Here is a 26,251-nt window from a genome sequence, read left to right as displayed (position 1 = left end):
CACTCAAGCTTTTACAAGGACTGGAACTTCCTGCTCATGACGCGCCCGACCACGCAGATTTTCGACGCCGCCGCGACCGCCCGGCTGATTCCCTACGCAGCACTCGTCGACGCCCTGAAGTGCGCGAGCATCGATTACGCGCAGCAGCGCATCAGGAGCCCCGAGCGGCTGGTCGTGCCGCTCAACGCAGGCGGCATCATGCTATCGATGCCGGCCACCGCGCCCGATCTGGCGATCCACAAACTGGTCAACGTGTGCGCGAGTAACCGCGCGCGCGAGTTGCCGACCATCCACGGCCAGGTCATGAGCTTCGACGCGGACACCGGCGAGACGCTCTTCATCCTCGACGGTCCCACGGTCACCGGACGCCGCACGGCGGCCATGTCGATGCTCGGTGTCAAAACGCTCGCCATGGACACGCCGCGCGAATTCCTGCTGATCGGCACCGGCACGCAGGCGCTCAATCATCTGGAGGCGATCGGCGAACTGTTTCCCGATGCCCGCGTGTGGGTCAAGGGCAGTGCGCCCGCGCGCGCCGAGGCGTTCTGCGCCACGCATCGCGGCGTGGCCCGCGAGGTAAAGCCGTTGTTGGCGTCCGACGGCGCGATTCCGGCATCGATCGACGTGGTGATAACGTTGACCACCAGCCGCCAGGCGGTCTATGACGAAGCCGCGCACGTCGGGCGGTTGGTGATCGGCGTCGGCGCGTTCACCCCCGCGATGGTTGAGATCGGCGCGCACACGCTCGGCGGCAGCGCGCTATTCGTCGACGACGAAGCCGGCGCCCGGCACGAAGCGGGCGACTTCATTCAGGCCGGCGTCGATTGGCATGCAGTCGGGGCAATCGCCGCGGTGCTGGAGAACGCGGCCTTGCTGCCGGCAGAACGACCGATCGTATTTAAAAGCGTCGGCTGCGCCGCTTGGGACCTCGCGGCCTGCCGCGTGGCGCGGGAGAGTTTGAAAAACGCTTGAAAGCAGGGGATAAAGAAGGCGCAAAACACGCGCGATGTGGGACAAGTTGGCATATTGCGCCAACCTGAGGCGCATGTTGCCGTGCAAACAATCTCAAAACGTTGCACCATAGGCGTTTGCCAGAAAAAAGTGCCGGTCCGCCGGCGCTCGTGCCCCGCTTAAGCTTTTTTCTGCCCTTTACCGAAGCCTTATCCCTCACGACGCTGCGACCGCGCTATGACGACCCATCACGCTTCTGCTACTCCCGACTTGCCGCTCGACATGATCATCTTCGGCGGCACCGGCGACCTGTCGTTCCGCAAGCTGCTGCCCGCGCTCTATATGGCGCATCTGCACTGCAATCTGCCGCCGGACACCCGCATTCTCACGATCGGCCGCAAGCCCTGGTCGCGGGAAGAGTACATCAACGAATTCATGGAGTTGAAGGCCAAGCCCTTCATCGAAAAGAAGGCCTTTGACGCCGCGGCGTGGGACAAATTCCTCGCGCTGTTCGAGTATGTGCGCATGGACGTCGACTCGGCAGAGGACTATCAGCGCCTCAAGGAAGTCTCGCGCGAAGGCGTGTGCCGCGTGTTCTATCTCGCCACGTCGCCGGATCTGTTCACCAACATCTGCGATAACCTGGCCTCGGCGGGGCTGATCGACGGCAATTCGCGGGTCGTGCTCGAAAAGCCGCTGGGCCACGATCTGGCCTCGGCGCAGGAGATCAACACGGCGGTCGGCAAGCATTTCAGCGAAGCGCAGATCTACCGGATCGACCACTACCTCGGCAAGGAGACCGTGCAGAACCTGATGGTGCTGCGCTTCGGCAATCCGATTTTCGGGCCGCTCTGGCAGGCGCCGTATATCAAGAGTGTGCAGATCACGGTGGCGGAAACGGTCGGCGTGGGCACGCGCGCGGGCTTTTACGATAAGACCGGCGCACTGCGCGACATGGTGCAGAACCACTTGCTGCAACTGCTGTGCATCGTCGCGATGGAGCCGCCGGTCTCGCTCGATCCCGACGCGGTGCGCGACGAAAAACTCAAGGTGTTGCGTTCGCTGCGTCCGATGACCCCGGAAGATATCTCGCGCGATACCGTGCGCGGCCAGTACACCGCCGGCGCGGTGGACGGCGAGGCAGTGAAGGGTTACCTCGAAGAAGAGAACGTGCCGGCCGGCAGCCGCGCGGAAACCTTCGTCGCGTTGCGCGCCCACATCAACAACTGGCGCTGGGCGCATGTGCCGTTTTTCCTGCGCACCGGCAAGCGGATGCAGAAGAAGGTGTCGGAGATCGTCATCGAATTCGCGGAATTGCCGTTTTCGATCTTTCCGCAGAACGGCCGCAATAACGGCAATCGTCTCGTGATCCAGTTGCAGCCGGAAGAGTCGATCCAGTTGCAGGTGCTCGCGAAAGAACCGGGCAGCGGCATGCATATGTTGCCGGTGAATCTGAATCTGGATTTGCAGCAGGCCTTCACCGAGCGTCGCGCGGAAGCGTATGAGCGTTTGCTGATCGACGTGATTCGCGGGCGTCTCACGCATTTCATGCGACGCGACGAACTCGAAGCGGCATGGGCATGGGCCGAGCCGATTCTGGCAGGCTGGGGCAAGTCGGGCGAGCGTCCGCGTGGCTATACGGCGGGCACGTTCGGGCCGTCGGCCTCCACCGCGCTGATGGCGCGCGAAAATGCCGTGTGGGCGGAAGAATCGGAGTAAGCGGTTCAGTGGCCAATGTGAAAAAGCCCGCTATCTAGCGGGCTTTTTTCATGTGGCGGGCAGTGCGTTCAGGGCAACGAGATTGTCAATGTCGCCGATTGCGGACCGAGTTTGACCACCTGCGAATACGGCGCGAGCGAGCGCAGCGTCTGATCGCGCAGATACGTATTCAAGCCGAGATAGGCGAGCAAGCCGACCAGCGCAAACACCGCGCCGATCGACCACAACGGCACCTCGCGCTTCAGACGGTGCGCGACCTGATCGGGCAGCGGCCAATGCGGCGCGAACGGTGCGCGTTTGCCCTTCAGATGCGCGATTTCGTCGCCGATGCGTGCGGTCAGATACGCGAGCTTTTCTGGTCCTTCGAGCAGATACTTGCCCTGGAAACCGAGCAGCAGACACATGTGAAACACCTCGAGCGATTGCAGGCGCGCCGCGCCTTGTGCACGGCATTCCTCGAGATACTGGAAGAATTTCTCGCCCGCCAGTTGTTCGCCGAACAGCACCAGTTGCAGAGGACGACGCTCCCACTCGGTACGGACCCTGAACGTGGACGACAGCACCGATTCGTCGATCGCCGCACAGAACGCAAACTTCGACGCGTAGACATCTTCGGCCGACGCATTCAGTTTTTTCGCACCGCGCTCGAAGTCGCCGAGGAACTGCTGGATGCGCTGACTGAATTCCTGCGCGTCGCCCGGTTCGCGGCCGTTCTTCAACAGGAACAGCATGAAGAAGCCGTCGTACAGCAGGTCGAGCAGCGAGCGGACCTGATAGCTCGGCTCGATCGCGGGGGCGGGCGTCGTGGCGGGCGTGCTGCCGCCGAAGAGAGAAGGCGCGTAGCTCATGATGTGACGGCGATCAGTTCGAGTTGAAGATCGTTGATGCCCGACGGCGCGTAGATCATTGCCGACTGGGCCTGCAACATGCGGTCATACAGCGCGCCGCGCGATTCGAACGAGAAGTAGCACGCGCCGGGGCGCACCGGAATGGCGGGCGGCACTTGTGGCGTGTAGACGAGCCGCACGCCGGGCATCGCCGAGAGCACCAGCTTGTCGACGTCGTCGGGTGCGCCGACCTTGAAGCGCGCGGGCACCGCTTCGACGAGCTCGGCCGTCGGCATATCCGCCGACACCGCGATGTAGAACAGCGTCTTGTCGTCGATCTTGCCCGAGTCGAGGCGGCCCGCATGGAACGACGGCCGCACTTCTTCGAGCCCGATCGCGAAGTAGCGCGTGGAGATCACGGTTTCGAGCAGATCGCGCAGAATCGTGTCGAGACGCGCGAAGCCGGGGCCCGGATCGTCGTGCCGGTAGGGCGGCAGATCGGACAGTGCATAGCCCTTCGAGAAGGTCATCAACTGACCGGCAAGGCGCAGCAGTTCCTGGAAGAGCCGCTCGGGATGCAGCGCCGAATGCTGGTACAGATGCGCGAGCGACGCAAACGCCGCGCTCGCGGTATGCAGCAGCCAGAACGATGCGATGTCGCCGGAACGGAACTCGATGATGTTCTTGGTCGGCTCGCGATGAAAACCGTATAGCGCGTTGACCTTCGCCTGCAACGCGTCGATCAGTTGACGCAGGCGTTGATGCAGGATCGGCGAGGCGTCGATCGCGAGGCAGGGCGGCACGAACGTGTCGTCGATTTCGAAACCCGAGGTGGCCGTGCGCCGCACGCGCACGAGCGGCACCGACAGCAGCTGATCGCGCGGCTCACTGTGGGCGACGAGTTTGACGCACGTTTTCAGAAAGGTGATGTCGGCTTCGGCGGCGTCGGTGAAATGATCGGCCACCGGCGTTTGCTCGCTCACGAAACGCGATACGAAACCCGCGTTGCTGTCTTGCGAATAATTCGCGCCGTTTTCACGCAGCGGATGCAGCGCCAGATAAAACGTGAATTCGTTGATGCCGTCGGGCAGCGTGTCGAGCGCGATGGGCGGCGGCAAGCCGTCGGCCTGGGGCGCGGAGTAGAGCGCGCCATCCGGAAACACCAGCGAGAGTTCGCTGACCCGCAGCACATTGCTGCCGAGCGCGTCGCGGTCGAAGCGCGCCGAGCGCACCCCCCAGTTGTACGGCTGGATGGCCTGGATCGATTCGAACAGGCGCGCCTCGTGATAGGCATCCTGCCGCTGAAAATGCTGAGGCCTGAGAAACAGGCCTTCCCCCCAGAGCACTTTTGCTGAATAACTCATCTCAAACCTGTTATATGCGTTCAGCGTGTGACACGCCCGGCGACAAACGATTCGGGCGCCGCATTGTTAATTCTTTAAAAGATGTTAAATCGTATTCTTCCGGCATCTTTAACCGCAGCTAACCGAAGAAAGCATATTCAACTGCTGGGCAGGCAACCCCTGTTCTGGCGGGATCACGGTGCCATTGGTCACCGTCATTGCGCAATTATGCAGGCCAATCATTATGCCGGATTTCTCCGACTTCGCCGGGTCGAAAGCGAATTTCCAACGTTGCATCGCCGGATCGCGGAATAAAGCGACGATACCGAATGCCTGCGCTTCACGCGAGACTTTTTCGGTAACCACGTAACGCTGGCCCGGGATCAGCGTAACTTCGCGTACGCCCAGCAAATCGCCGCCGAGCGTAGTTTTCTCCCTGGCGGGATCGGTAAAGGCGTCGAATGGCGCCTGCTGGAATGAAGTCGGGTCTTTGAGCACGTAAAGCCGGACAACCAGCGCCAATGGTTTTCTGTCATTTGCGGCATTCAGATTGGGCGCCGCAAATAACGTGAGACCGACATTGCGGGGCGGCTTCTGGGCGTCCGGAACCTCCGGTTTGCCGAGACCGCTTGCCTGCAACGCCGCGCTGGCAGCGGCTCCCAGCACGGTTACACCGGCCGCGCAGCCGCCCAGAGCGGCGCACGCGGCAGCATTGGCAATCAATAACGATGCATAGCGAATAACGCGCGAATTCATATACATCGACCGGCTCGACGCCGCTCCCCGTCTAAACATCGATAACGAAATCAAATCGGCAAATTCGCAGCAACGTCATGCCACGTAATGCCTATTTATGCAAAGTGCATCCACTGGACGGCGCATGCTTTTCTACCGTCAGCGAGTGGAAATTTTTTCCGCACGACGTATGCGTACTATTGGAGCCGGAAACAATTTCTGCATGTTTGCTTTAAATGATCAGCACGGATTTTTTTTGTGCAATGCTACTTCACACGAAAGTTGAATTATCGAAAATTGGCCTGTACTATACCCGCGCACTTGAAGCAAAGCAAAACTCCGGTTTCTCCTTGAATTAAAAAATTCGCACGTCGGTGAAAAACGATGAATGAGCGTCTGTTAGTAAAACTATCTGGGGTCGTGTTGGCATGCGGCGTGATGGCCGGTTGCGCGACACAAGGCAACAACGTGGCGACCACACCTGAGGCTTTTAATAAGCAACTCGCCGACGCCGATACGGTCGCCAAGGGCGGCGATCAGGATCGCGCCATTGCGCTTTATCAAGATCTTTCCAAAACCGACCCGACGCGTGAAGAGCCGTGGTCGCGCATTGCACAGATCCAGTTCACGCAGGGTCATTACGGTCAGGCTATCGTCGCCGCGCAAGAAGCGCTGCAGCGCGATCAGACCGATCGTCAGGCGAAGAGCGTGCTGGCCGTGGCCGGCCTGCGCGTCGCCACGCAATCGCTCGGCGAATTGCGTCAGGACGCCTCGCTCGCGGGCGACGCGAAGTCGGACGCTCAGGCGCTTGCCAGGCAGTTGCGCGACACGCTCGGCGAAGCCACGCTGTTCCCGCCCGATCCGAGCGACAAGCCGGTGGTGAAAAAGAAGCGCTACGTGCGCCACGTCGCCAAGGGCAAGCCCGCCGAGGCGCCGGACGCCACTACCGGTGCGGCGGCTCCGGCCCCCACGCCGGCTGCGCCCGCCGCACCGGCGGCGCCGGCAGCACCCGCCAAAGCCGCGCAAAGCGGCGGCGCGTCCGATCCGTTCAGCGCGCTGCGCTGATCCACAGGCCTGATCCACTCGCATCCGGGAGCCGACGATGGCGAAGAAAGAAAGCATTCAGAAACGCTTGCAAAAAGTGCGGCCGCCCCGCGTTCAGTTGACCTATGAGGTCGAGCGCGGCGATGCGATCGAGGTGAAGGAGTTGCCGTTCGTCGTCGGCGTGGTCGCCGATCTGGCCGGGCAATCCGAAGTCGAGCAGCCCAAACTGCGCGATCGCAAGTTCGTCAATATCGACCGCGACAATTTCGACGACGTGATGAAGGCGATCGAGCCGCGCGCCGCGTTTCAGGTGGAAAACCGCCTGAGCGAAGCGGGTGGCAAATTCGCGGTCGATCTGCGCTTCAAGTCGATGGCCGATTTCAATCCCGACGAAGTGGTCGCGCAAATCGAACCGTTGCGACGTCTGCTCGAAGCCCGTTCGAAGCTCGCCGATCTGCGCAACAAGCTCGCGGGTAACGACAAACTCGAAGACCTGCTGAGCGAAGTGCTCAACAACACGCAGCAGCTGCAAACCCTGGCGAAAGACCAGGGCCACGCGGCCGACCACGACAAGCAGGGCGAATAAGCACGGGGTGTGAGATGAACCAGCAAACGGCAGCAGCCCAACTCGCCACCGCGCAAGGCGGTACGGAATCCACGCTGCTCGACGAGATCGTCGAGAAAAGCCGCGTGGCGAAGTCCGATTCCGAGCATGCGCGCGCGAAAGACCTGATCGGCGAACTCGTGCGCGAGGTGCTCGACGGCACGGTGGTGGTGTCCGACAACCTGTCGGCAACCATCGACGCGCGCGTCGCCGAACTCGACCGCCTGATTTCCTCGCAGTTGAGCGCGGTGATGCACGCGGCGGAATTCCAGCGGATGGAAAGCACGTGGCGCGGTCTGGACTATCTGTGCAAAGAGAGCAACACGGGCGCCACGGTCAAGATCAAGGCGCTGCACGCGCCCAAGCGCGACCTCGTGCGCGACTTCAAGACCGCGATCGAATTCGATCAGAGCGCGCTCTTCAAGAAGGTCTACGAAGAAGAATTCGGCACCTTCGGCGGCGCGCCGTTCGGCACGATCATCGGCGACTTCGAAGTGACGCGCCAGCCGGAAGACGTGTACTTCATCGAGCAGATGTCGCATGTCGCGGCGGCAGCGCACGCGCCGTTTATCGCTTCGGCCTCGCCGGAGTTGCTGGGTCTCGAAACGTTCGCCGATCTCGGCAAGCCGCGCGATCTCGGCAAGGTGTTCGACACGGTCGAATACGCCAAGTGGAAATCCTTTCGCGACGCCGAAGATTCGCGCTACGTGGGTCTCACACTGCCGCGCTTTCTCGGTCGCCTGCCGTTCAATCCGAAAGACGGCGCCACGGCGGAAGGCTTTAACTTCGTCGAAGAGGTGGACGGCACGGATCACAGCAAATATCTGTGGTGTAACGCAGCGTGGGCGTTCGCCGCACGGCTGACGGCCGCATTCGACGACTTCGGCTGGTGCGCGGCGATTCGCGGTGTGGAAGGCGGCGGTCTGGTCGAAGATCTGCCCACCCACACGTTCAAGACCGACGACGGCGAAGTCGCGCTGAAGTGCCCGACCGAAATCGCGATCACCGACCGCCGCGAAAAGGAACTGAGCGACCTCGGTTTCATTCCGCTCGTGCACTGCAAGAACTCGGACTACGCCGCGTTCTTCGCTGCGCAGTCGGTGCAAAAGCCGAAGAAGTACAGCACCGACAGCGCGAACGCGAATGCCGTGCTGTCCGCGCAATTGCAATACATCTTCTCGGTATCGCGCGTGGCGCACTACCTGAAGGCGATGATGCGCGACAAGATCGGCAGCTTCGCTTCGGCGCAGAACGTCGAAGTTTTCCTGAACCGTTGGATCTCGCAGTACGTGCTGCTCGACGACAACGCGACTCAGGAGCAGAAGGCGCAGTTTCCGCTGCGTGAGGCGTCGATTCAGGTTTCCGAAATCCCGGGCAAGCCGGGTGCCTATCGTTCGGTCGCATTCCTGCGTCCGCACTTCCAGTTGGACGAACTGTCGATCTCGTTGCGACTGGTCGCAGATTTGCCGAAGCCGGCCAATTCATAAATGAAAATCAGGGAGCCCGTGCCGGCCGCACGGGTTCACTGCTAAAACCACCTCTTTGGGGAGCGATGAGTTATGAAGGATATCTATTTAAAATTCGGCAATCCGGCCATCAAGGGCGAATCCGCTGATAAGGATCATGCCGGCTGGATCGAAATCGATTCGTGGAGCCACGCGATCACGCAACCGCGTTCGGCAACCGCATCGACTGCGGGCGGTCACACGTCCGAGCGTTGCGAACACGCCGACATGCAGTTCACCAAAGATATCGACGTGGTCAGCCCGTTGATCTATCAACACGCCTCGGGCGGCACGACGTTCGACGAAGTCACGATCGACTTCATGCGCTCGGACGGCGAAGGCAACCGCATCAAGTACCTGGAAGTGAAGCTCAAGTACGTGATCATTTCGAGCGCGACGCCGAGCGTGGTGGGCGAAGGCTTGCCGACCGAACAGTTCTCGCTGAAGTACGCTGCGGTGCAGTGGAAGTACACGCAGCAGAAGATCGGCGGCAACCAGGGCGGCAATGCGCAAGGCGCGTGGAGCCTGACGAAGAACGACAAGACGTACGCGGTCTGATGCACGGGCGCACGCGGCACGGGTGGCTTGAAAGAGCTGTCACATGTGGTGTGCGCCGCGCATCGATCCGGTTCTTCGGACGCTGATGAAACGCTTCGAACCCAGCTTTCTCGACAAGCTGTTCGACGACGAACCGCATCTGCCGGCTTCTGCGGCGATGCGGCAGTTGTCGTTGGATGAATTGAAAAGCACGGTCGCACGCGACGTCGAAGCGATTCTGAATACGCGCATCGCACTGACGGAGCACGAACTGGCGGCGCTGCCTGAATGTCAGCGCTCGGTGCTCACGTATGGGCTGAACGATTTCGCGGGCTTGAGCCTCGCGAGTCATTATGACCGCACGTTTATCTGCAAGTCGATTCAACAGGCGATTGCACGGCACGAGCCGCGCCTGCAACAAGTGGCGGTCACGCTCGAACTGAATGAACAATCGACCAATGCGCTGAACTTCGCGATTCAGGCGCTGCTGGTCGTGCATCCGGCGGAAGAACCGGTGAGTTTCGATGCGATGCTGCAACCGTCCACGCTGCAATATTCGGTGTCGCGCGCTCGCGCGAAGCTGTAGCCCGGTGGTTTAGCTGTTGCCGGGTTGTGTATGAGTACCGCTTTTTGCCGCCACCGACACGCGCCACAGTGGTGAAAGATTGGGCGGAGAAGGTTCAGGTCCGGGGATAGATCGATGGAAGAATTGCTGCCGTATTACGAGCGCGAGTTGTCATTTCTGCGGCGCTATTCGCGCGATTTCGCCGAGCGCTATCCGAAGATCGCGGCGCGCCTCGCCATGTCCGGCGAGCACTGTGAAGATCCGCATGTCGAGCGGATGATCGAATCGTTCGCCTTGCTGGGCGCGCGCATCAACAAGAAACTCGACGACGACTACCCCGAATTCACCGAAGCGCTGCTGGAAGTGCTATATCCGCACTATCTGCGGCCGTTTCCGTCGTGCTCGATCGCGCAGTTGGGCACGTCCGCCGCGCTCAGTCATCTCACCGAGCCCGTGTGCGTGGAGCGCGGCACCGAGTTGAAGTCGCGGCCGATTCGCGGCGTGCAGTGCCGCTTTCGCACGGCTTATGACGTCACGCTGGCGCCCGTGCGCATTTCGGAAGCGAAATACACGTCGGTGGCGATGGCGCCGAGTGCGACCGTGCTGCCCGCCAATGCCACGGCGATGGTGTCGATCACGTTCGAATCGACCGCCGCGCAACTCGACCTTTCCGCACTCAAAGTCGGCGCACTCCGCACGCATTTGCATGGCGAACAGTCGTTCATCGCGGCGCTGGCGGATTGCCTGTTCATCAATGCCATGGCCACCTATGTCGAGGCCGACCGGCGCGGCGTGTGGACCCCGTTGCGCAACTCGCCGCTCGTGCAAGCGGGCTTCGACGAAGACGACGCGCTGATCGACTATCCGGCCAGATCGCATCCGGCGTACCGGCTGCTGACCGAATACTTCGCGTTCCCCGAGAAATTCAATTTCGCCGATTTCGATCTCGCCGCAATGACGCGCGCAAGCGGCCGGTGCCAGCGTCTGACGCTGCATATCGTGCTCAAGGATGTGCGCAGCGATTCGCACGTCGCGCGCCTGCTCGACTCGTTGGCCGCACATCATTTCCGGCTGTTCTGCACCCCGGTGGTCAACCTGTTCGAACAGCACGGCGAGCCGATCCGTATCAGCCACCAGGCGATTTCGTACCCGGTGATCGCCGAGGCCCGCCGCGCGTTCGCCTACGAGGTCTACTCGATCGACTCGGTGAAGCTCGTGAGGCAGCAGGCACACGAAGAATCGGTGATCGAATTCCGGCCGTTCTACTCGCTGCATCACGGTGAAGCGGCGCGTGCGGGACATTACTGGTTCGCGCGTCGCAACGATTGGGTCGCACAGAAAAGCCCCGGCTACGAGACCGAGATATCGATCGTCGATATCGACTTCGAACCGGCTGCGCCGCAAACGGATACGTTGAGTCTGGATCTCACGTGTACGAATCGAGATTTGCCCGCGGGTCTCGCGGTCGGTCTCGAAGGCGGCGATCTGTTTCTGGAAGGCGGCTCGCTGACCGGCAGCATTTCGATGTTGCGCCGGCCTACGCCGAGCGTGCGCTTCGAGCGCGGCCGGGCCTCGCATTGGCGGCTGATTTCGCATCTGGCCTTGAATCACGTGTCGCTCTCCAATAGCGGATTGTCGGCGTTCAAGGAAATGCTGGTGCTCTACGATTTGCGGCGCACGGCGGTGTCGGCGCGGCATATCGACGGTCTGGTGGGTATTGAACAGCGCGGCGCCGTGCAATGGCTGCCGGGCAAACCGTTCGCCACCTTCGTGCGTGGTATCGAGATCCGCCTGACGATCGACGAAGAGCATTTTGTCGGCACGAGTCTCGCTTCGTTCGTGCGCGTGATCGATACTTTTTTCGGACTGTACGTGCATCTGAACAGCTTTGTGCAACTGGTCGTCGTGTCGAAGCGCACGGGTGAGGAGATTTTGCGATGCAAACCGCGCAGCGGCGAATCGATCCTGGCGTAGTCGAGCAGCTTCTCGACGAACCCCATCGCTTCGAATTTTTTCAGGCGGTACGGATTCTCGAGAAGTGGTTCTCGCAGCGCTCGCCATCCCAAACGGGTCGCCCGGGCGAGATCGTGGCGCAGCGGATTGCCTTTCGCAATTCGCTGTCGATGTCGTTTCCGCCGAGCGAGATTCACGGCGCGCAGTCCTACGATTCCGATGGCGCCGCGCTGAAGGAGAAAGCGCAACGCACTGCGGCGCTCGAAGACGGTTCGCTGGATAAAGTGGATATCACGCCGGCCTTTTTCGGTTTGCTCGGTGGGCAGGGCGCATTGCCGCTGCACTACACCGAGCAGATCATCGAGCGCGAGCAGATCAGGCGCGACCGTGCCGCACGCGAATTCTTCGACGTGTTTTCCAATCGCGCGACCGCGCTGTTCTACGCGGCGTGGAAGAAATACCGCTTGCCGTTTCACTACGAACTGGATCGCGACGAGCGCTATCTGCCGCTGTTGCTCGCGCTCGCCGGCGTCGCCGACGAAGACACACGCAACAGCCTGCAAGGCGGCGAAGGCGCGCTGTTCGACGAGGCGATTGCCGGATACGCGCTGGCCGCGCGGCATCGGCCGGTGTCGGCGGCTTATCTGCAGCGCACGTTGTCGGAGTATTTCAAGGTGCGGGTGCGCGTCGAGCAGTTCATCGGCAAATGGTACGACGTGCCGCGCGATCAACTGACCGTGCTCGGCGGCGTCAACGCGACACTGGGCGCGACCGCCCTGGCCGGCGAGCGGGTCTGGCAGCGTGACATGCGAGCCCGTCTCGTGATCGGCCCGCTCGACAAAGCCGACTACGAAGCGTTCTTGCCGGGCGCGGACCGGGCGGTGGCGCTCGAACGCATGCTGACGTTGCTGGCAGGCGTCACGCTTGAATACGAAGTGTCGCTGGTGCTGCGCCGCGAGGAAGTCGGACCGAGCCTGTTGAGCCAGGGCGCGCGTCTCGGCTGGGACGCCTTTCTCTGCACGCGGCAAGCTGCTGAAGATCGCGCGGATGCCCGCTACGAATTGCACGTGATTCACTGACCATAACGAATAACCCTGGACCTGGATCGCACGACATGAGCACGTCCCTCAACACTCTCATCGCCAAACTGAATCCGACCTGCCGGCAGGCGGCGTTGCTCGCGGCCAACAACTGCCTCGCGCGCGGTCACTATGAGGTCGACCTGGAGCATCTGCTGCTGGCCTTGCTGGATGAACCGGCGAGCGATGTCTCGCTGGCGTTGCGCGCCAGCCGGATCGACGTGCATGCATTGAGCTCCGATGTGGAAAGTGAGTTGCAGCGGCTGAAAACCGGCAATACGCGCACGCCGGTGTTCTCCAGGCATCTGATCGAACTGCTCGAACAGGCGTGGTTGATTGCGTCGCTCGATTCGCAGATTGGACGGATCCGCTCCGGGCATTTGCTGCTCGCGCTGCTGACTGCGCCGGATCTCGCGCAATTTGCCGAGCGCATGTCGCCGTTGCTGCGCGAGGTGCGCGTGACCGACCTTAAGCACAAGTTCGACGAGCTGACCATGGGGTCGCGCGAAATCGAACGCGGCAACGCAACGGAAAGCCCAGAGGCGCACACAAACGACACCACGGCAGCCGACGTCGTTTCGGGCGCGCCCTCGACAACGCCCGCGCTTGATACGTACACCAGCAATCTCACACAACGGGCTCGCGAGGGCAAGATCGATCCGGTGATCGGCCGAGAAGGCGAGATTCGCCAGACCATCGATATCCTGATGCGCCGACGCCAGAACAACCCGATCATGACGGGCGAGGCGGGTGTCGGCAAAACCGCGGTGGTCGAAGGTCTCGCGCTGCGCATTGCCGCCGGCGATGTCCCCGCGCCGCTCAAAGGCGTGGCGCTGCACGTACTCGACATGGGCCTGCTGCAAGCCGGCGCGAGCGTCAAAGGCGAGTTCGAAAACCGCCTGAAAAACGTGATCGACGAGGTGAAGAAGAGCCCGCATCCGATCATTCTGTTCATCGATGAAGCGCATACGATCATTGGCGCCGGCGGCCAGGCCGGCCAGAACGACGCGGCGAACCTGCTGAAACCCGCCCTGGCGCGCGGTGAGTTGCGCACCATCGCGGCGACCACGTGGAGCGAGTACAAGAAGTACTTCGAGAAAGACGCGGCGCTCGCGCGGCGCTTCCAGGTCGTGAAGATCGAGGAACCGGGCGAGACACTGGCCGCCGCGATGCTGCGCGGCATGTCGGGCTTGATGGAAAAGCATTTCAACGTGCGCGTGCTCGACGATGCGATTACCGAAGCCGTGCGTCTGTCGCATCGCTACATCAGCGGACGGCAACTGCCGGACAAGGCGATCAGCGTGCTCGACACCGCTTGCGCGAAAGTGGCGCTCGCTCACAGTTCGACACCGGCGGCGATCGACGACACGAAGAAACGACTCGAACGTATCGACGCGGAAATCGCCGCGCTGGAACGCGAAGCGGCGAGCGGCGCGGTGCACGACGAGCGGCTCGCCGCATTGCGCGAGTTGCGTGAAGAAGACCTCGAGGATCTGGCCGAAGACGAAGCGCGCTACGACAAAGAACGCGCGCTGGTGACGGAGATCGTTGGTTTGCGCGCGGATATCGACGCGTCGCGTGTGAGCAGTGCTGACGCGGAGCAGGCCGCTAAGGCGCAACTCGCCCGCGAAACGCTCGCCGTGCGCGTGGCCGAATTGCAAGCGCTGCAAGGCGGGCAGCCGATGGTGCCCTTGCAGGTCGACGGCCACGTGGTCGCCGAAATCGTCGCCTCGTGGACTGGCATTCCGCTCGGCCGCATGGTCAAGGACGAGATCCAGACCGTGCTGAATCTGCAACCGCTGCTGGCTGCGCGTGTGATTGGCCAGGACCATGCGCTCGACGCAATCGCCCAGCGCGTGCGCACTGCCAGCGCGAATCTCGAAGATCCGAACAAGCCGCGCGGCGTGTTCATGTTCGTCGGGCCATCGGGCGTCGGCAAAACCGAAACGGCGCTTGCGCTCGCCGACGTGTTGTACGGCGGCGAGCGCAAGATGGTCACCATCAACATGAGCGAGTATCAGGAAGCGCACAGCGTTTCCGGCCTGAAAGGCTCGCCTCCGGGCTACGTGGGTTACGGCGAAGGCGGCGTGCTGACCGAAGCGGTGCGCCGCAATCCGTACTCGGTGGTGCTGCTCGACGAGGTCGAAAAGGCCCACCCCGACGTGCTCGAAATGTTCTTCCAGGTGTTCGACAAGGGCACCATGGACGATGCCGAAGGCCGCGAGATCGATTTCCGCAACACGCTCATCATTCTGACCTCGAACGTCGGCTCGCAGGCGGTGATGCAGGCGTGCCTGAACAAAAGCGCCGACGAATTGCCGGACGTCGACGCACTCGCCGAGACTTTGCGCCCGCAACTGTACAAGACCTTCAAACCGGCTTTTCTCGGTCGTATGAAAGTGGTGCCGTACTACCCGATTTCCGACGACGTGCTCGCTGAGATCATCGACCTGAAGCTCGAACGGATTCGCCGGCGCATCGAGTCGAATCACAAGGCGGTGTTCGAGTGGGACGACTCGCTCGTCGATGCCGTGCTCGCGCGCTGCACCGAAGTGGACTCCGGCGCGCGCAATGTCGATCACATTCTGAACGGCACGCTGCTGCCGGAAGTGGCGCAGCAAGTGCTCGAACGGATCGCGAACGGCGCGGCGATCGAACGGATTGCCGTGCGTGCGAGCGATGCCGGCGAATTCGATTACACCGTGGTGTGAGCGCCTCACCTGTTCAATGCCGTACTGGATAATTAAAAAGTTGCTGTCATGCCGACTAATCTGAACACGCTGCTGGAACCGGTCAGCGACACCTCGCCTTGTGGCGACGACCTGCTGTTTTCCGCCGACTTCGATGCGATCCAGCACGCGCGCCGGTTCGAAGACCCATCGCTCGATCAGGGCGAATGGGTCACGGAAATCAAGGAGGCCGATTGGCCCTTCGTGGTGGCGCGTTCGAGCAGTCTGCTGCAAATGCAGACCAAGGACCTGCGCCTCGCGGTCTGGCTGACCGAAGCGCTGGCGATCGAAGAGGGTATCGGCGGCCTGACGCAAGGTTATGCGTTGTTGACCGGACTGTGCGAGCGTTACTGGGACACCGTGCATCCGCTGCCGGACGGCGACGACACCGAGTATCGCCTCGGCAATGTCGCATGGCTGGTCGGGCGTACCGGCGACCTGTTGCGCGCCATGCCGATCACGTCGGCGCAAGGCAGTTCGTATAGCACGGTGGACTGGGACGTGGCTACGCACGTCGCGCAAGCGATCAGGCGTGATCCCGATCACGCCGACGATATCGCACGCGGCAAGCCGTCGATCGAGCAGATCGAGGCATCGAAGCGCGCCACGCCACCGGCTTTCTATACCGCATTGCTGCAAGACCTGAAAGCTTTCGAAGCCGCGCTGCTCGCGCTCGAACAGGAACTCGACCGGCGCGCGGCCGATTCCGCGCCGAGCTTCCGTCAGGCGAAAGAGGCGTACGAGAGCGTCTTCCGGCTAGTCGAACGTTTTGCCCGCGAACTGGGTGTGAATGCCGACACGGCAGCCGCCGCGAAAACAGCTGCTGCGGCCACGCCGAACGAACCCGAACACGAACGCGCCGAGCCCACCTTCAAGACCGCAGCGCAACGCGAGGAACCTGTGTTGACGACCATGCCGAGCAGCCCGATTGCAGGAATCCAGAGCCGCGCGCAAGCCGTCGCGCAATTGCGCGCGGTGGCGCGCTTTTTCCGCACCACGGAGCCGCACAATCCGGCCGCCTATTTCGCCGACAAAGCCGCGGAAGCGGCGGACATGTCGTTACATCAATGGCTCTCGACGGTGGTCAAGGACGACGGCTCGCTCGCGCATATTCGCGAGTTGCTGGGCGTGAAGCCGGAAGAGAACAGCTGACACGATAGCTTCGACGCAAATAAAAAAACCTGGCTTCACCGCAAGACGAAGTCAGGCTTTTTTTCGACACGCGCACCGAGGCGCGCACTAACTCAAGACCCCGCGCGGAATTCGATCCGGCGATTGCGCGCGCGGCCATCGGTCGTATCGTTCGACGCAATCGGCTGATCCGGGCCGACGCCCGTCGTCGTCATCTGTTGCGGGGCAATGCCTCTCGCGACCAGATAACCCTTTACCGCATCCGCCCGCGCCTGGCTCAGTGCGATATTCGACGTGCGATTGCCCGAGTTGTCGGTGTGGCCGATGATCGCCACCGTCCGCGTCGCCATCTTCGCCATCGCGGCCGCCATCTGATCCAGAATCGCGCGGCCTTGCGGCGTGAGCGTTGCACTGCCGGTTTCGAATTCGATGGTGCGATTCGCTAGCGTCTGATCGAGCAGACCCTGTTCGGAGGTGCTGACGCGCAAACCGTTCTTGATCGTGTAGGTCGGGTTCAGCGCATTCGCCATATCGCTCGCCAGTTGCTGTCGTTGCGATTCGTTGTGCACTTCGCCTTTTACGTCGATCTGCGTGCCGTCGATTTTCAACTGGCCTTTGCTGATCTGCTTGAGTTGCGGCCCAATCAGCTTCTGCACGTTGGAGGACCAGTTCGGCGGCGTGGCCACGTCGGCCACTTCGATCTGATCCACGACATTCGCTGCGCCGTAAGTGTCGCGCAGTTTCGCCAGCACGGCCGCCTTGGTCGCTTCATCGGGCACCTTGCCGCCGACCACCACCTGGCCCGGCGTTGCGTTGGCGGGCGGCGGTGCCGCGGTGACCGCGCCGGTGCCGGCGCCGGTCGTGCCACTGGCGAGCTCGGCCGTGGTGACGGCAGGCCCGGCGGCCCCGCCATTGCCCGCTAGTGCCGACGAAGGCGCAGGCAGAACCGTGGTGTGGATCGAAACGCCGCTGTTGTCGACCGGCGTGACGCGGGCCGGACCGTCGTTGTCGGCATGAGCAAATGCGCTGACCAGCAGCGAGGTGAGCAGCGCGGCCATGCGAGTGGAGTGCTTCAGCATCGTGTCACGCTCCCGTGAATGCTTCGCGGAACGTGTCGATGCTGACGCGCAGCGACAGTTGCGGTTGGTCGAGGTAACTGACGAGCTTGCTGATGCCATGATCGTTTTGTGCGTGTTCGTCGATCCACTCGGGATCGTCGATATCGATGTTATGTGCCGCGTACGACTGCGGATCGACCACGCTATGCAGCGTCCTGGCCGAAGCGCCGTTAAAGCCGATGATGAGCCGTTCGCGCTCCGCAATCGTGCCGATGAAAATCGCCAGTTCGAAATCCGCCTGCGCGACGAACGGGGCAATCAGTTCGAGCCAGAATGCGGCGACGAGGCTGCGATAGAACGGATCGTTCGGCAGCGGTAAGGTCAGACCGCGTTCGAGATGCGACGAGCCGCTTTGCATCACCGGACGCAGCAGCGAGCCGAGCGCCAGCATCGCGCCGCGCAGCCGCACCGGATGGCCGCTTGCGAGCAGCATCTGTTCGAGGCCGGAGAGCGTCTGATGCTCGACGAAGTCGTTGAACGTGCCGTCATGCGGATTGCCGGGGCCTGCGCCGGTTTCGATCGGCACCTGCGTGTCGCCCAGCGCCTGCAGCGCACCGGCCGGCTCGCTGGCGCCGAGCAGCGGCTTCATCTGCGAGGCGACACGAGACCACAGGCGCGCGAACGCGAGCGGACTGCGGGCGAGGAAGGTCAGCGGCTTTTCGACTTCCAGCGCGGTCGCGGCCAGAAACGGAAAACGCCGCGAGGACTGATCGTGGCTCGCTACCATATGTCCGGCAATCGCCAGCTTGCTACGCGAACCGAGGAACGCGAAGTGCATCGGCCTGGCGTTCTCGTAGACGATCTTCCAGCGCGGATCATCGGAGAGCAATTCCATCGCCTCGGCGATCCAGCTGTCGAGCGTAGCCAGCAACTGCGGGTTATGCGGGCTTTTGACGAAGTCGCCGCGCGACGGAATCTTGCCGAAGTAGGCGATCTGCGCCTGCACGGTTTGCGTCATTGCGCACCCCCTGTATTCGAAACCGCAGCGGCGGCCGTGGCCGGCCGCGTTGCTTGCGACGCGGGCGTCATGGCGGGCGCGGGGCTCCCACTGCCCGCGCTGCCCGTTGCTGTCGCATTGACCGAATTGGCCGCCGCGCTCACGTCCGCCACCGACGAGGGCAGGCGCAGACCACGCAGGCTCTGCTGTTGCGGCGCATCGCTGCTGCCGCTGGAAGCTTGCGACGTGCTGATGATGCGCATGCTGATCGCCACCGTCACACTGCCTTGCGTCCACGACAGATCGAAGGTGCCGTCCGGGCGGCGCTTGCGCTGCGCGGAGTTGATCAGTTTCTCGAGACCGTAGCGACCCGGTTCGTTGACCAGTTGCAGCGTGCGGCCGTCGAAGGTCGTCGCGTTCAGCGTGGCGCCGGGCGAGCCCGACGGATTCGGCCACACGAAGTTGGTCCACTGCGGCGGCGTGTTGCGGTAACGCATCTGCTGGCCGTCGATCGCGAGCGTATACTCCGTGGTGCCGCTGCTCGGCTGCGGCAGAATCTGGAACACGGTCTGCGGTTCGGCCGAGCCTGAACCCGCTCCTGCCGACGCAGCCGCTGCACCGCCGGCGAGCGGCGCCACCCAGCGCGCGAAGCCATTGGTGAAGTCGGGCGTGAGCGCAAGACCCATGTCGCCCCACGTGCGTGCCGTCAGCGTGTCGCCACGGCGCACCGCGAGCGGCCCGAGCGTGGTGCCGACGAACTTGGCGATCGCGCCGTCCGGACCGAACACCTGGGCGATTTCACCCGCACCGGCTTCGACCTTCGCGTCGCCGGCGAACGGATACTTGTTCGCGAGCGAACCCTGGAAGTTCTGATAGACCTGCGCGTTCCACACCTTGTTGACTTCGACGCTGGCCGGCTGGATCACCACCGCATACGCCGCCATCAGCGGACGCACCAGCAGCGGACGCAGAGCCTTGCGCTGCGAATCGGTGAGGCCCGTGAGCATCTGTTCGTCGACGAACTTGAGCGAATCGGCCAACTCGGAGCCGCTGCCGTCGAGCGTCTGCTGCATCAGCTGCCGCGCGCCCGGTCCCGGATCGCCCTGATTCCTGATCACGTTGAAGCGCGTACGGACCTTCGACAGCGTGTCCATATAGCCCTTGAGCATCGAGCCGTTGTCGCCGGTCTGGACGATGCGGCCCAGCGCCGAGAACTCCTGACCGATCGGACCCATCGGCATTTCGACGGGATTGCCGTTGATGTCGATGTTGGCGTTGAGCTGGCCGGTCGGCGCCCGCGAGAACCAGTTCTTGAACCAGCTGGTGACGCCGGTCTGCGCGCGCTTGAGGTTCGCGTTGAAGAGCGACGGGTTGTCCCACGAGGTCTGGTCGTAAGCCGTTTCGAGCACCTTGCGGATCGGCGAATCCTGCGGGTCGCCGAGACGGTTCATCGCATCCACCGCCTGAGCGAAACTGCCGAAGCTCTGCACCGCAATGCCTTGCATGAACTTCTGCCAGTGCATCGCGTACTCCGTCTTGTACATCGAGACGAGCGCCTTCTGGATCTGCTCGGGGCTGCCTTCGAGTGTCAGGTCGTCGTGCGCGGAGGTGTTGAGCACCCAGTCCTTCGCCTGTAGTTCCTTGGTGGCGGCGTCGCGGATCGCGGGCTGCACGTACTGGAACCACGCTTCACGCGTGAAGGTGCCGGGGATCGCATAGCTGCCCGCCACCAGCGCCGTATTGTTTTCGCCGACGATGCGCGCAATCGTCATCGGCGCGAAGCGGGTCGAGGCCCGTGCCTTGATTTCCTCGTAGACGCGTTGACGGGCCGGCATGCCGCGTACCACGCGGCGCAGGTTTTCACGCGTCTGGTCGACGAGGCCGAGGTTCTGGTCGATCATCGGCCAGTCGTCGTCGGACACGCGCGAGAGGTAGAAGGTGATCATGCGCTCGGCGCTGCGGATCATCTCGTCGCGCGGCATGTTGCCGCGATTGGTTTCGAGCCAGCCGCGCCAGAAGCGGGCCACCTGATCGGTCAGGTGGGCCGTTTCCACGTGACGCTTGTCGCTGAGCATCAGGTAGGTCTTGAGCGCGTTGTAAGCGTCTTCGACGTTGGTCGGCGACGCGTCGCTATAGAGGCCGCCCTGACCGTTCGCGGCCATTGCCGTATGCGCGGACACGGGCACGGCGGCCGCGTCCGGCGCGCGGTTCAGCGGCGCGAGCTGGTCCGGATGCGCGTTTACGTCCTTCAGGAACGACGCGAGATTCTGCGAGACCGGGTCGAGCATGATCTGACGCACACCGTTGTAGTACTCGGTGAGCAGACGCTGTTCGAGACGATCGCCCTGATAGAGCCCGAGCGACACGGCGAGCGGCCGGTCGCGGCGGAACTGTTCGAGCTGGTCGATGCGGTCTTCCAGCACGTCCATGGCCTGCATGCGCGATTGCAGATCGTTGCGGTTCTGCTGCAGACGCACGACATTGTCGAGGTCGGCCTGCACGTTCGCCGTGAGCTGCTCGTTGTTGACCGTCGACCAGGTCCAGCCGCCGAGCGCCAGTGCGAGTACGGCGACGAAGCCGAAGAAGGTGGCGTAACGCATGCGCGTCTTTGCGGGGCTCGCGAACTGGCGGACCGTCTGCCGGTCGGCGAAGATCACCTTCGAAAACAGATCGCGCAGGAAGAAGCCGTTCTTCGAGAACGCGCTATGCGGCTTGGGCAGGCTGTCGGCGCTCAGGCCGAAACGGTTGGCGATGCGGGTGGCCGCGGCGCTATTGGTTTCGCCTTCCTGCAAGGCGCTGGTGAAGTAGAAGCCGCGGAAAATCGGCTTGTACTGGAACGGGTTGGTTTCGAACAGCGTGGCGAGGAACGCGCGCAACGCGGGCTTGATCGTCGAGAATTCGAGCGGAAAGCTCAGTTGGCCCGGCGAGAGCTTGTTGCCGCGATTGATCGACATCTGCGCGACGCTGATCTCCTTGAGGCCGTCGTACAGCGCTTCGAAGTGTTCGTCGAACAGACCCACCACGTCGCGCTTTTCGTCGGGCTCGTAGGGCAGGGTAGCGCCCCAGACGCGGTCGTATTCATGACGCTCGCCGCCGCTGAAGAACTCCGTGAAGCCCGTGATCAGGTCGGCCTTGGTGAACATCACGTACACCGGTGCGAACACTTCGAGCTTCTCGGTCAGTTCCTGCACGCGCTGGCGCAGGTTCTTCGCGAGATTGATCGCGAATTCGGGCTTGCTGCTGGTCAGCTCGGCAATGCTCGCCGTGACGATGATGCCGTTGATCGGCGCCTTCGGGCGAAAGCGCTTGAGCAGGCCGAGAAAGCCGAGCCATTCGGTGCGGTCTTCTTCGTGCACGGAATAGCGGCCGGCGGTGTCGAGCAGAATGCCTTCGGTGGTGAAGAACCAGTCGCAGTTACGCGTGCCGCCGATGCCGTGAATCACCGCGTTGTTCTTGTCGGCGAAGGGGAATTGCAGGCCCGAGTTGAGCACCGCGCTACTCTTGCCGGCCGCCGGGTTGCCGATCACGATGTACCACGGCAATTCATATAGCGCCGAGCCGCCCGAGACCTGGCCGATCTTCGAGGTCTTGATGGTCTTGACCGCGTCGACGAGGCGCGTGCGCAGCACGTCGAGTTCGGCCTGACGGGCGGGCGTGGGAGCCGGGCCGCTTTCAGTCGGCTTCTCCGCCTGCTGCTCCAGCATCTCGCCGAGCCTGTTGTTCGCGCGCCGCGCGCGCAGGCGGCGCACCGCCCACACCAGCAAGCACAGCACGATCACCGCCCCGAGGATGATGGCAGGCCACATCGGATCGATCTGCAGCGTATCGGCGCCGATGAATAAAACCGCAGCGAGCGCGAGCAGGCCGATGATCGAGAGCGTGCGTGGGTGGGTCAACACGTTGAGAATGCGTCGCATAAGCCGTTCAGGTCTTGGTGATGAATGTCGTGGCGCGGGGTGTGGCAACGAGCCTCGCGCGCGTGCGGCAATTGAAATAAAACGAAAGCATATTCAGGCGGGCGCGAATGGGGATAAATTGTTAAATGCGCTGGAGCCGCTCGCGGCGACGACGCTCCGGGCAATATCGATATGTGTGCGGCATTGCCGCTTTTTGCCGGAAAATTCGATTGAACGCCCCATTGACCACCTCTTTTATTACCCGTTGGCCTTAATGACCGCGCCCGATGACGAAGCCGGGTTTGTGATATTCGACGTGCCCCAGATCCATCATTTTCCAGCGGCCGCCCCACACCAGACCGACCTGTTCGGCGGTTTGGCCGTATAACTGATAACCGCGCATGGCCCAAGGATCTTTTTCTGAAATGACGAGCTTGCCGTCGCGCAAAAAGGCGTTGTCCGCGGCAAGACCGTATTGGTGATAGCTTTGAAACGCAGCGGCATTGGTGACGTTACCCCCCATTTGCGCGAGCCGGTTTTGCCGCTCCGGACTGCGATAACCTTCCAGCAATGCCATTTCGTACCCGTACTGCTCATGCATGATTTTGTAGACGAGCAATAAACGGGTTCTGAAATCGGCATCGAGCAAATTCCAGTCACGGCTCGCGTCTTTAAGCGCGGGCCGAATCTGCTCGACTTCCTGCGTTGCGAAAACCTCGGGCGGCAGTGGCGGCGGGGGCACGAGCTGTTCGCCGTTCAATAGCGCGGCAATTTTCTCGTCCGGTACTCGCGCAGTGTCATCGAATTGGAATAATTGCCGGCCGCGTAATGCCAATGCCACCAATGGCGGCGTCGCAAGAATACCTGCGGTGCTAAAAATCAGCAAGCGCCGCTTCACGAGTAACTTTTTCATATCGACAGCAGTCGATTGCGAAATTTTTGCCGAGCGAGTTAATTGACCGCGAGCACGTGAAGCGCTGCGCGATGCCCCGCGCATAACACGTCCTTGAATAACGACGGCCATGCCTAATAAATAGGCGCGAACTGGCGGCAATAGCAACATTGCGGCGATCACGACAGCGATGGCGAAATAGGTGAGAAGTACTACGGCAATCAAAGCTGAACCCCGGGAATTGGAAACAATTGTATTTTGGAATGCTTGCTCTTAGAATCAGGCCTGCTCGGAGACGAGCCGGAACGTATTATCACGGCGAAATAATCCAGGATTCAATGAGACAGTGAATGAGTGCGCCGGAAAGTTCGAATTCCAAAGCCCCGCCTAGCCTGTTATCCGATAAGGCTAAAGGCGCTGATCGCAATGGTTCGCGAATTCTTGCGAACCTCGAAGGGCGCGTTGCCGCGCCCACGGACAACCCACGTAGATCGAAAGCGCCGCTGCTGCTGGTCGCCTTGCTCGTGATCGCGGCGGGCGGCTGGGGTGCATGGCATATGCAACAGCGCACGCAAGCCGAGTCGCTGGCGGCGGCTGCGCCGGCCAATGTCGTGAAGACCGCCGCGCCTGCGCCGGCCGCGAGCGGCGCGGCGCAAGCCGTCGCAAAAGCGGAGGCGCCGGCGGCGGCATCCTCGCAGGCAGCCACGATCGTGGCGGACGATAGCGACAGCAAAACTGCCGCGACGCCCTCGGCGGCGTCAGGCGGTGACGATGCGAGCCGCCTGTCGCGCGCGCTCGCGGAGGGCGCCGAGCCGAGCAGCGCGCCGACCCCGGTCGCGTCGGCAACGGCGGCATCGACTGCGGCGGTGCCCACGGCAAAGCACGGCAAGACGGTTACGGCAGTCGCCAGCAACGCAAAGCATGAAAGCGTCCACGGCAAGAAAGAGCCACTGGCCAGCCATCATGCGAGCACGCCTACGGCCGTCGCGCAGTCGAAGAAATCGCGTGCTGCCGGTACGGCATCGAAAGATGATTCGGATGCCGATCTATTGGCTGCGCTCGTCGCAAGGACCAAACCGGCCGATGCCAGAACAACGGGCGGCAATGCGGCCACGAAGGTCAGCGCGACGGCGGGCGGCGGTAATGCGAAGCTGGCCGAGCGCGTGAAGGAGTGCGGCCAGCGTGGCTTCTTCGAAGACCAGTTGTGCCGCTGGCGCGTGTGTGACGGCCACTGGGGCAAAGATCCGGCGTGTCCGGGTTCGTCACCGCAGGCGCGTCAGCCCTGATCGACCCGCGGGCTGTTCCGGTCATGCGTCAATGCCGGTCTTCGATCTTGGCCGACAAGGCGCCGCTATGGCAGACCATGGCCGAAAAATATGGCCTGGAGCCCGTGCCCTACGAGGCGGTGTCCTCATGGCGTTTTGCCGACTTCGTGTTTTCGTGGGACTACGACATGTTCGGCGATGGCTCGAAAGCGCGACGCCTGGGATTTCACGAATTTGTCGATACGGAGACGATGTTCTTCAGTATTTTCGATGACCTGCGCCGTCGCAAGCTGATTCCCGGTGCTGCTGCGGGCCAGCGCTGAACCCGCCTCAGGCGGGATGCAGGCCGCGCAACAGTTGGCGCACGCGTGAGAGATCCTGATCGACGTGTTCGGCCTTTTCGAACAACTCGGCGAGCCAGTCGACGAAGGCACGCACACGCGGCGAGACACGGCGGTTCTTCAGATACGCGACCGAAACCGGCATCGGCACGGGTTTCCATTGCGGCAGTACTTCGCGCAGCAGTCCCGAGTCGAGATAGGGTTGGGCGGCGATACGCGCGGGCTGGATCAGTCCGAGGCCTTGAAGTCCGCAGGTGAGATAGGCCTGTTCATCGCTGACCTTGACGAAGCCCTGGACCTTGACGCTCTGCGCTTCTCCGTCCACTTCGAAATCGAAATCCACTTCGCGGCCGTTCAGCGGCGACATGCCGTTGACGGCAACGTGTCCGCGCAGATCGTCGAGATCGGCGGGCGTGCCGTAGCGGGCGAGATAGGCCGGACTGGCACAGGTGACGTGTTCGAGCGTGCCGAGTTGGCGCGCGACGAGATTCGAATCGGGCAATTCGCCGAGCTGGATGCTGCAGTCGATCGCTTCCGAGATCAGGTCGACGGTGCGATTGCTGACGCCGATGGCCAGATCGAGATTTGGGAAGCGGGCGTGGAAATCGTCCAGTGCGGGTAGGACGATAGCGCTTGCTACGGCGCCGGGCATTTCGATGCGCAGGCGGCCGGTGAGATTATCCGTGGCGTGACGGATGCTGGCTTCCATTTCGTCGATGTCGGCGAGAATTTGCGCGCAGCGTTCGTAGTAGGCCGCACCTTCGGGCGTGACACTGAGGCGCCGCGTCGTGCGGGCGAGGAGCGCGGTGCCGAGGAGTGCTTCCAGATTCTGAACGATGGTGGTCGCGGTGGCGCGCGGGATGTTGAGGGATTCCGCTGCGCGGGTGAAGCTGTTGGTGTCCACGATTCGGATGAATGTTCGCATGGCGGTTATTCTGTCGATCACGGTTTGTTCTCCAGTAAAAGTGGGGTTTGGTCTTTTTTCTGTGCGGTGCTTTTGGTTTGTCTGATCAGGGTTTGGTTTTGGCCTTTCCTTGAAGTCATGGTGGTCTATCAGCGGCCCCCTTGCGTGGAGGAGGC

Annotated in this window: 21 protein-coding genes; 13 read left to right on the top strand and 8 right to left on the bottom strand. The window is 62.3% G+C overall.

What is annotated here, in order from left to right:
• Positions 1-36: 36 nt before the first annotated feature.
• Complete coding sequence (gene lhpI / locus FQ705_RS00565) at positions 37-972, top strand: bifunctional Delta(1)-pyrroline-2-carboxylate/Delta(1)-piperideine-2-carboxylate reductase (protein WP_144137526.1); 936 nt, start codon at positions 37-39, stop codon at positions 970-972.
• Positions 973-1,188: 216 nt separating this feature from the next.
• The gene (gene zwf, locus FQ705_RS00560) at positions 1,189-2,670 is read left to right on the top strand and encodes a glucose-6-phosphate dehydrogenase (protein ID WP_144137525.1); all 1,482 of its coding nucleotides are present in this window, start codon (positions 1,189-1,191) and stop codon (positions 2,668-2,670) included.
• Between the two features lie 68 nt (positions 2,671-2,738).
• Here zwf and icmH read toward each other — a convergent pair whose 3' ends face one another.
• The 3 genes from icmH to tssJ form a co-directional block, all read right to left on the bottom strand.
• Positions 2,739-3,518 (bottom strand): type IVB secretion system protein IcmH/DotU, encoded by a 780-nt coding sequence (icmH, locus tag FQ705_RS00555; RefSeq protein WP_144137524.1) that lies wholly within the window; start codon positions 3,516-3,518, stop codon positions 2,739-2,741.
• Entirely contained in the window at positions 3,515-4,861 is a 1,347-nt protein-coding gene (tssK, locus tag FQ705_RS00550; RefSeq protein ID WP_144137523.1) for a type VI secretion system baseplate subunit TssK, read from the bottom strand. The genes icmH and tssK overlap by 4 nt, the downstream gene beginning before the upstream one ends.
• 108 nt (positions 4,862-4,969) lie before the next feature.
• Positions 4,970-5,596: a type VI secretion system lipoprotein TssJ gene (gene tssJ / locus FQ705_RS00545; protein ID WP_144137630.1), complete on the bottom strand. Its 627-nt coding sequence runs from the start codon at positions 5,594-5,596 to the stop codon at positions 4,970-4,972.
• A 363-nt stretch (positions 5,597-5,959) separates the two neighbouring features.
• On the opposite strand from tssJ, the gene FQ705_RS00540 reads away from it, so the two are divergent.
• The 9 genes from FQ705_RS00540 (at position 5,960) to tssA (ending at position 16,743) form a co-directional block, all read left to right on the top strand.
• Positions 5,960-6,640 carry a tetratricopeptide repeat protein gene (locus FQ705_RS00540; protein WP_144137522.1) on the top strand — a complete coding sequence of 227 codons (681 nt, stop codon included), beginning with the start codon at positions 5,960-5,962 and terminating at the stop codon, positions 6,638-6,640.
• 37 nt (positions 6,641-6,677) lie between these two features.
• Positions 6,678-7,205, top strand: a complete 528-nt coding sequence (gene tssB / locus FQ705_RS00535; RefSeq protein ID WP_144137521.1) for a type VI secretion system contractile sheath small subunit — start codon at positions 6,678-6,680, stop codon at positions 7,203-7,205.
• 14 nt (positions 7,206-7,219) lie between these two features.
• Complete coding sequence (gene tssC, locus FQ705_RS00530) at positions 7,220-8,710, top strand: type VI secretion system contractile sheath large subunit (RefSeq protein ID WP_144137520.1); 1,491 nt, start codon at positions 7,220-7,222, stop codon at positions 8,708-8,710.
• A 72-nt stretch (positions 8,711-8,782) separates the two neighbouring features.
• A complete protein-coding gene (locus FQ705_RS00525; protein ID WP_144137519.1) occupies positions 8,783-9,286 on the top strand; it encodes an Hcp family type VI secretion system effector in 504 nt (167 codons plus the stop codon).
• An 85-nt stretch (positions 9,287-9,371) separates the two neighbouring features.
• A complete protein-coding gene (tssE, locus tag FQ705_RS00520) occupies positions 9,372-9,851 on the top strand; it encodes a type VI secretion system baseplate subunit TssE (RefSeq protein ID WP_144137518.1) in 480 nt (159 codons plus the stop codon).
• Between the two features lie 114 nt (positions 9,852-9,965).
• Entirely contained in the window at positions 9,966-11,804 is a 1,839-nt protein-coding gene (gene tssF / locus FQ705_RS00515; RefSeq protein WP_144137517.1) for a type VI secretion system baseplate subunit TssF, read from the top strand.
• A complete protein-coding gene (gene tssG / locus FQ705_RS00510) occupies positions 11,768-12,862 on the top strand; it encodes a type VI secretion system baseplate subunit TssG (protein ID WP_144137516.1) in 1,095 nt (364 codons plus the stop codon). Before tssF ends, tssG begins: the two co-directional genes overlap by 37 nt.
• 35 nt (positions 12,863-12,897) lie before the next feature.
• Entirely contained in the window at positions 12,898-15,573 is a 2,676-nt protein-coding gene (tssH, locus tag FQ705_RS00505; RefSeq protein ID WP_144137515.1) for a type VI secretion system ATPase TssH, read from the top strand.
• Between the two features lie 48 nt (positions 15,574-15,621).
• Complete coding sequence (gene tssA / locus FQ705_RS00500) at positions 15,622-16,743, top strand: type VI secretion system protein TssA (protein WP_144137514.1); 1,122 nt, start codon at positions 15,622-15,624, stop codon at positions 16,741-16,743.
• 92 nt (positions 16,744-16,835) lie between these two features.
• On the opposite strand, the gene FQ705_RS00495 is transcribed toward tssA, so the two are convergent.
• From FQ705_RS00495 to FQ705_RS00480, 4 genes are all read right to left on the bottom strand, one after another.
• Positions 16,836-17,801, bottom strand: a complete 966-nt coding sequence (locus FQ705_RS00495; protein ID WP_144137513.1) for an OmpA family protein — start codon at positions 17,799-17,801, stop codon at positions 16,836-16,838.
• Between the two features lie 4 nt (positions 17,802-17,805).
• On the bottom strand, positions 17,806-18,798 hold the full coding sequence (gene tagF, locus FQ705_RS00490) for a type VI secretion system-associated protein TagF (RefSeq protein WP_144137512.1): 993 nt from the start codon (positions 18,796-18,798) through the stop codon (positions 17,806-17,808).
• A complete protein-coding gene (gene tssM, locus FQ705_RS00485) occupies positions 18,795-22,694 on the bottom strand; it encodes a type VI secretion system membrane subunit TssM (RefSeq protein WP_144137511.1) in 3,900 nt (1,299 codons plus the stop codon). The genes tagF and tssM overlap by 4 nt, the downstream gene beginning before the upstream one ends.
• A gap of 250 nt (positions 22,695-22,944) precedes the next feature.
• Positions 22,945-23,790, bottom strand: coding sequence for a M15 family metallopeptidase (locus FQ705_RS00480; RefSeq protein ID WP_144137510.1), 846 nt, complete (start codon positions 23,788-23,790; stop codon positions 22,945-22,947).
• Between the two features lie 125 nt (positions 23,791-23,915).
• Here FQ705_RS00480 and FQ705_RS00475 point away from each other — a divergent pair, with 125 nt between their 5' ends.
• Both FQ705_RS00475 and FQ705_RS00470 read left to right on the top strand, forming a co-directional pair.
• Entirely contained in the window at positions 23,916-24,851 is a 936-nt protein-coding gene (locus FQ705_RS00475) for a hypothetical protein (RefSeq protein ID WP_144137509.1), read from the top strand.
• Positions 24,815-25,153, top strand: a complete 339-nt coding sequence (locus FQ705_RS00470; protein WP_260854361.1) for a hypothetical protein — start codon at positions 24,815-24,817, stop codon at positions 25,151-25,153. The genes FQ705_RS00475 and FQ705_RS00470 overlap by 37 nt, the downstream gene beginning before the upstream one ends.
• A 7-nt stretch (positions 25,154-25,160) precedes the next feature.
• On the opposite strand, the gene FQ705_RS00465 is transcribed toward FQ705_RS00470, so the two are convergent.
• Complete coding sequence (locus FQ705_RS00465) at positions 25,161-26,117, bottom strand: LysR family transcriptional regulator (protein ID WP_144137629.1); 957 nt, start codon at positions 26,115-26,117, stop codon at positions 25,161-25,163.
• Between the last annotated feature and the right edge of the window lie 134 nt (positions 26,118-26,251).

This window comes from Paraburkholderia sp. BCC1884 (genome assembly GCF_900996225.1).
Taxonomy (GTDB): Bacteria; Pseudomonadota; Gammaproteobacteria; order Burkholderiales; family Burkholderiaceae; genus Paraburkholderia.
The sequence above is the reverse complement of the archived record's forward strand: the minus strand, read 5'-3'. Positions and strand labels throughout refer to the sequence as shown.

Coding starts and splice junctions, on each gene's coding strand:
- lhpI (WP_144137526.1), top strand. CDS start 37: ATGACGCGCCCGACCACGCAGATTTTCGACGCCGCCGCGACCGCCCGG.
- zwf (WP_144137525.1), top strand. CDS start 1,189: ATGACGACCCATCACGCTTCTGCTACTCCCGACTTGCCGCTCGACATG.
- icmH (WP_144137524.1), bottom strand. CDS start 3,518: ATGAGCTACGCGCCTTCTCTCTTCGGCGGCAGCACGCCCGCCACGACG.
- tssK (WP_144137523.1), bottom strand. CDS start 4,861: ATGAGTTATTCAGCAAAAGTGCTCTGGGGGGAAGGCCTGTTTCTCAGG.
- tssJ (WP_144137630.1), bottom strand. CDS start 5,596: ATGAATTCGCGCGTTATTCGCTATGCATCGTTATTGATTGCCAATGCT.
- FQ705_RS00540 (WP_144137522.1), top strand. CDS start 5,960: ATGAATGAGCGTCTGTTAGTAAAACTATCTGGGGTCGTGTTGGCATGC.
- tssB (WP_144137521.1), top strand. CDS start 6,678: ATGGCGAAGAAAGAAAGCATTCAGAAACGCTTGCAAAAAGTGCGGCCG.
- tssC (WP_144137520.1), top strand. CDS start 7,220: ATGAACCAGCAAACGGCAGCAGCCCAACTCGCCACCGCGCAAGGCGGT.
- FQ705_RS00525 (WP_144137519.1), top strand. CDS start 8,783: ATGAAGGATATCTATTTAAAATTCGGCAATCCGGCCATCAAGGGCGAA.
- tssE (WP_144137518.1), top strand. CDS start 9,372: ATGAAACGCTTCGAACCCAGCTTTCTCGACAAGCTGTTCGACGACGAA.
- tssF (WP_144137517.1), top strand. CDS start 9,966: ATGGAAGAATTGCTGCCGTATTACGAGCGCGAGTTGTCATTTCTGCGG.
- tssG (WP_144137516.1), top strand. CDS start 11,768: ATGCAAACCGCGCAGCGGCGAATCGATCCTGGCGTAGTCGAGCAGCTT.
- tssH (WP_144137515.1), top strand. CDS start 12,898: ATGAGCACGTCCCTCAACACTCTCATCGCCAAACTGAATCCGACCTGC.
- tssA (WP_144137514.1), top strand. CDS start 15,622: ATGCCGACTAATCTGAACACGCTGCTGGAACCGGTCAGCGACACCTCG.
- FQ705_RS00495 (WP_144137513.1), bottom strand. CDS start 17,801: ATGCTGAAGCACTCCACTCGCATGGCCGCGCTGCTCACCTCGCTGCTG.
- tagF (WP_144137512.1), bottom strand. CDS start 18,798: ATGACGCAAACCGTGCAGGCGCAGATCGCCTACTTCGGCAAGATTCCG.
- tssM (WP_144137511.1), bottom strand. CDS start 22,694: ATGCGACGCATTCTCAACGTGTTGACCCACCCACGCACGCTCTCGATC.
- FQ705_RS00475 (WP_144137509.1), top strand. CDS start 23,916: ATGAGTGCGCCGGAAAGTTCGAATTCCAAAGCCCCGCCTAGCCTGTTA.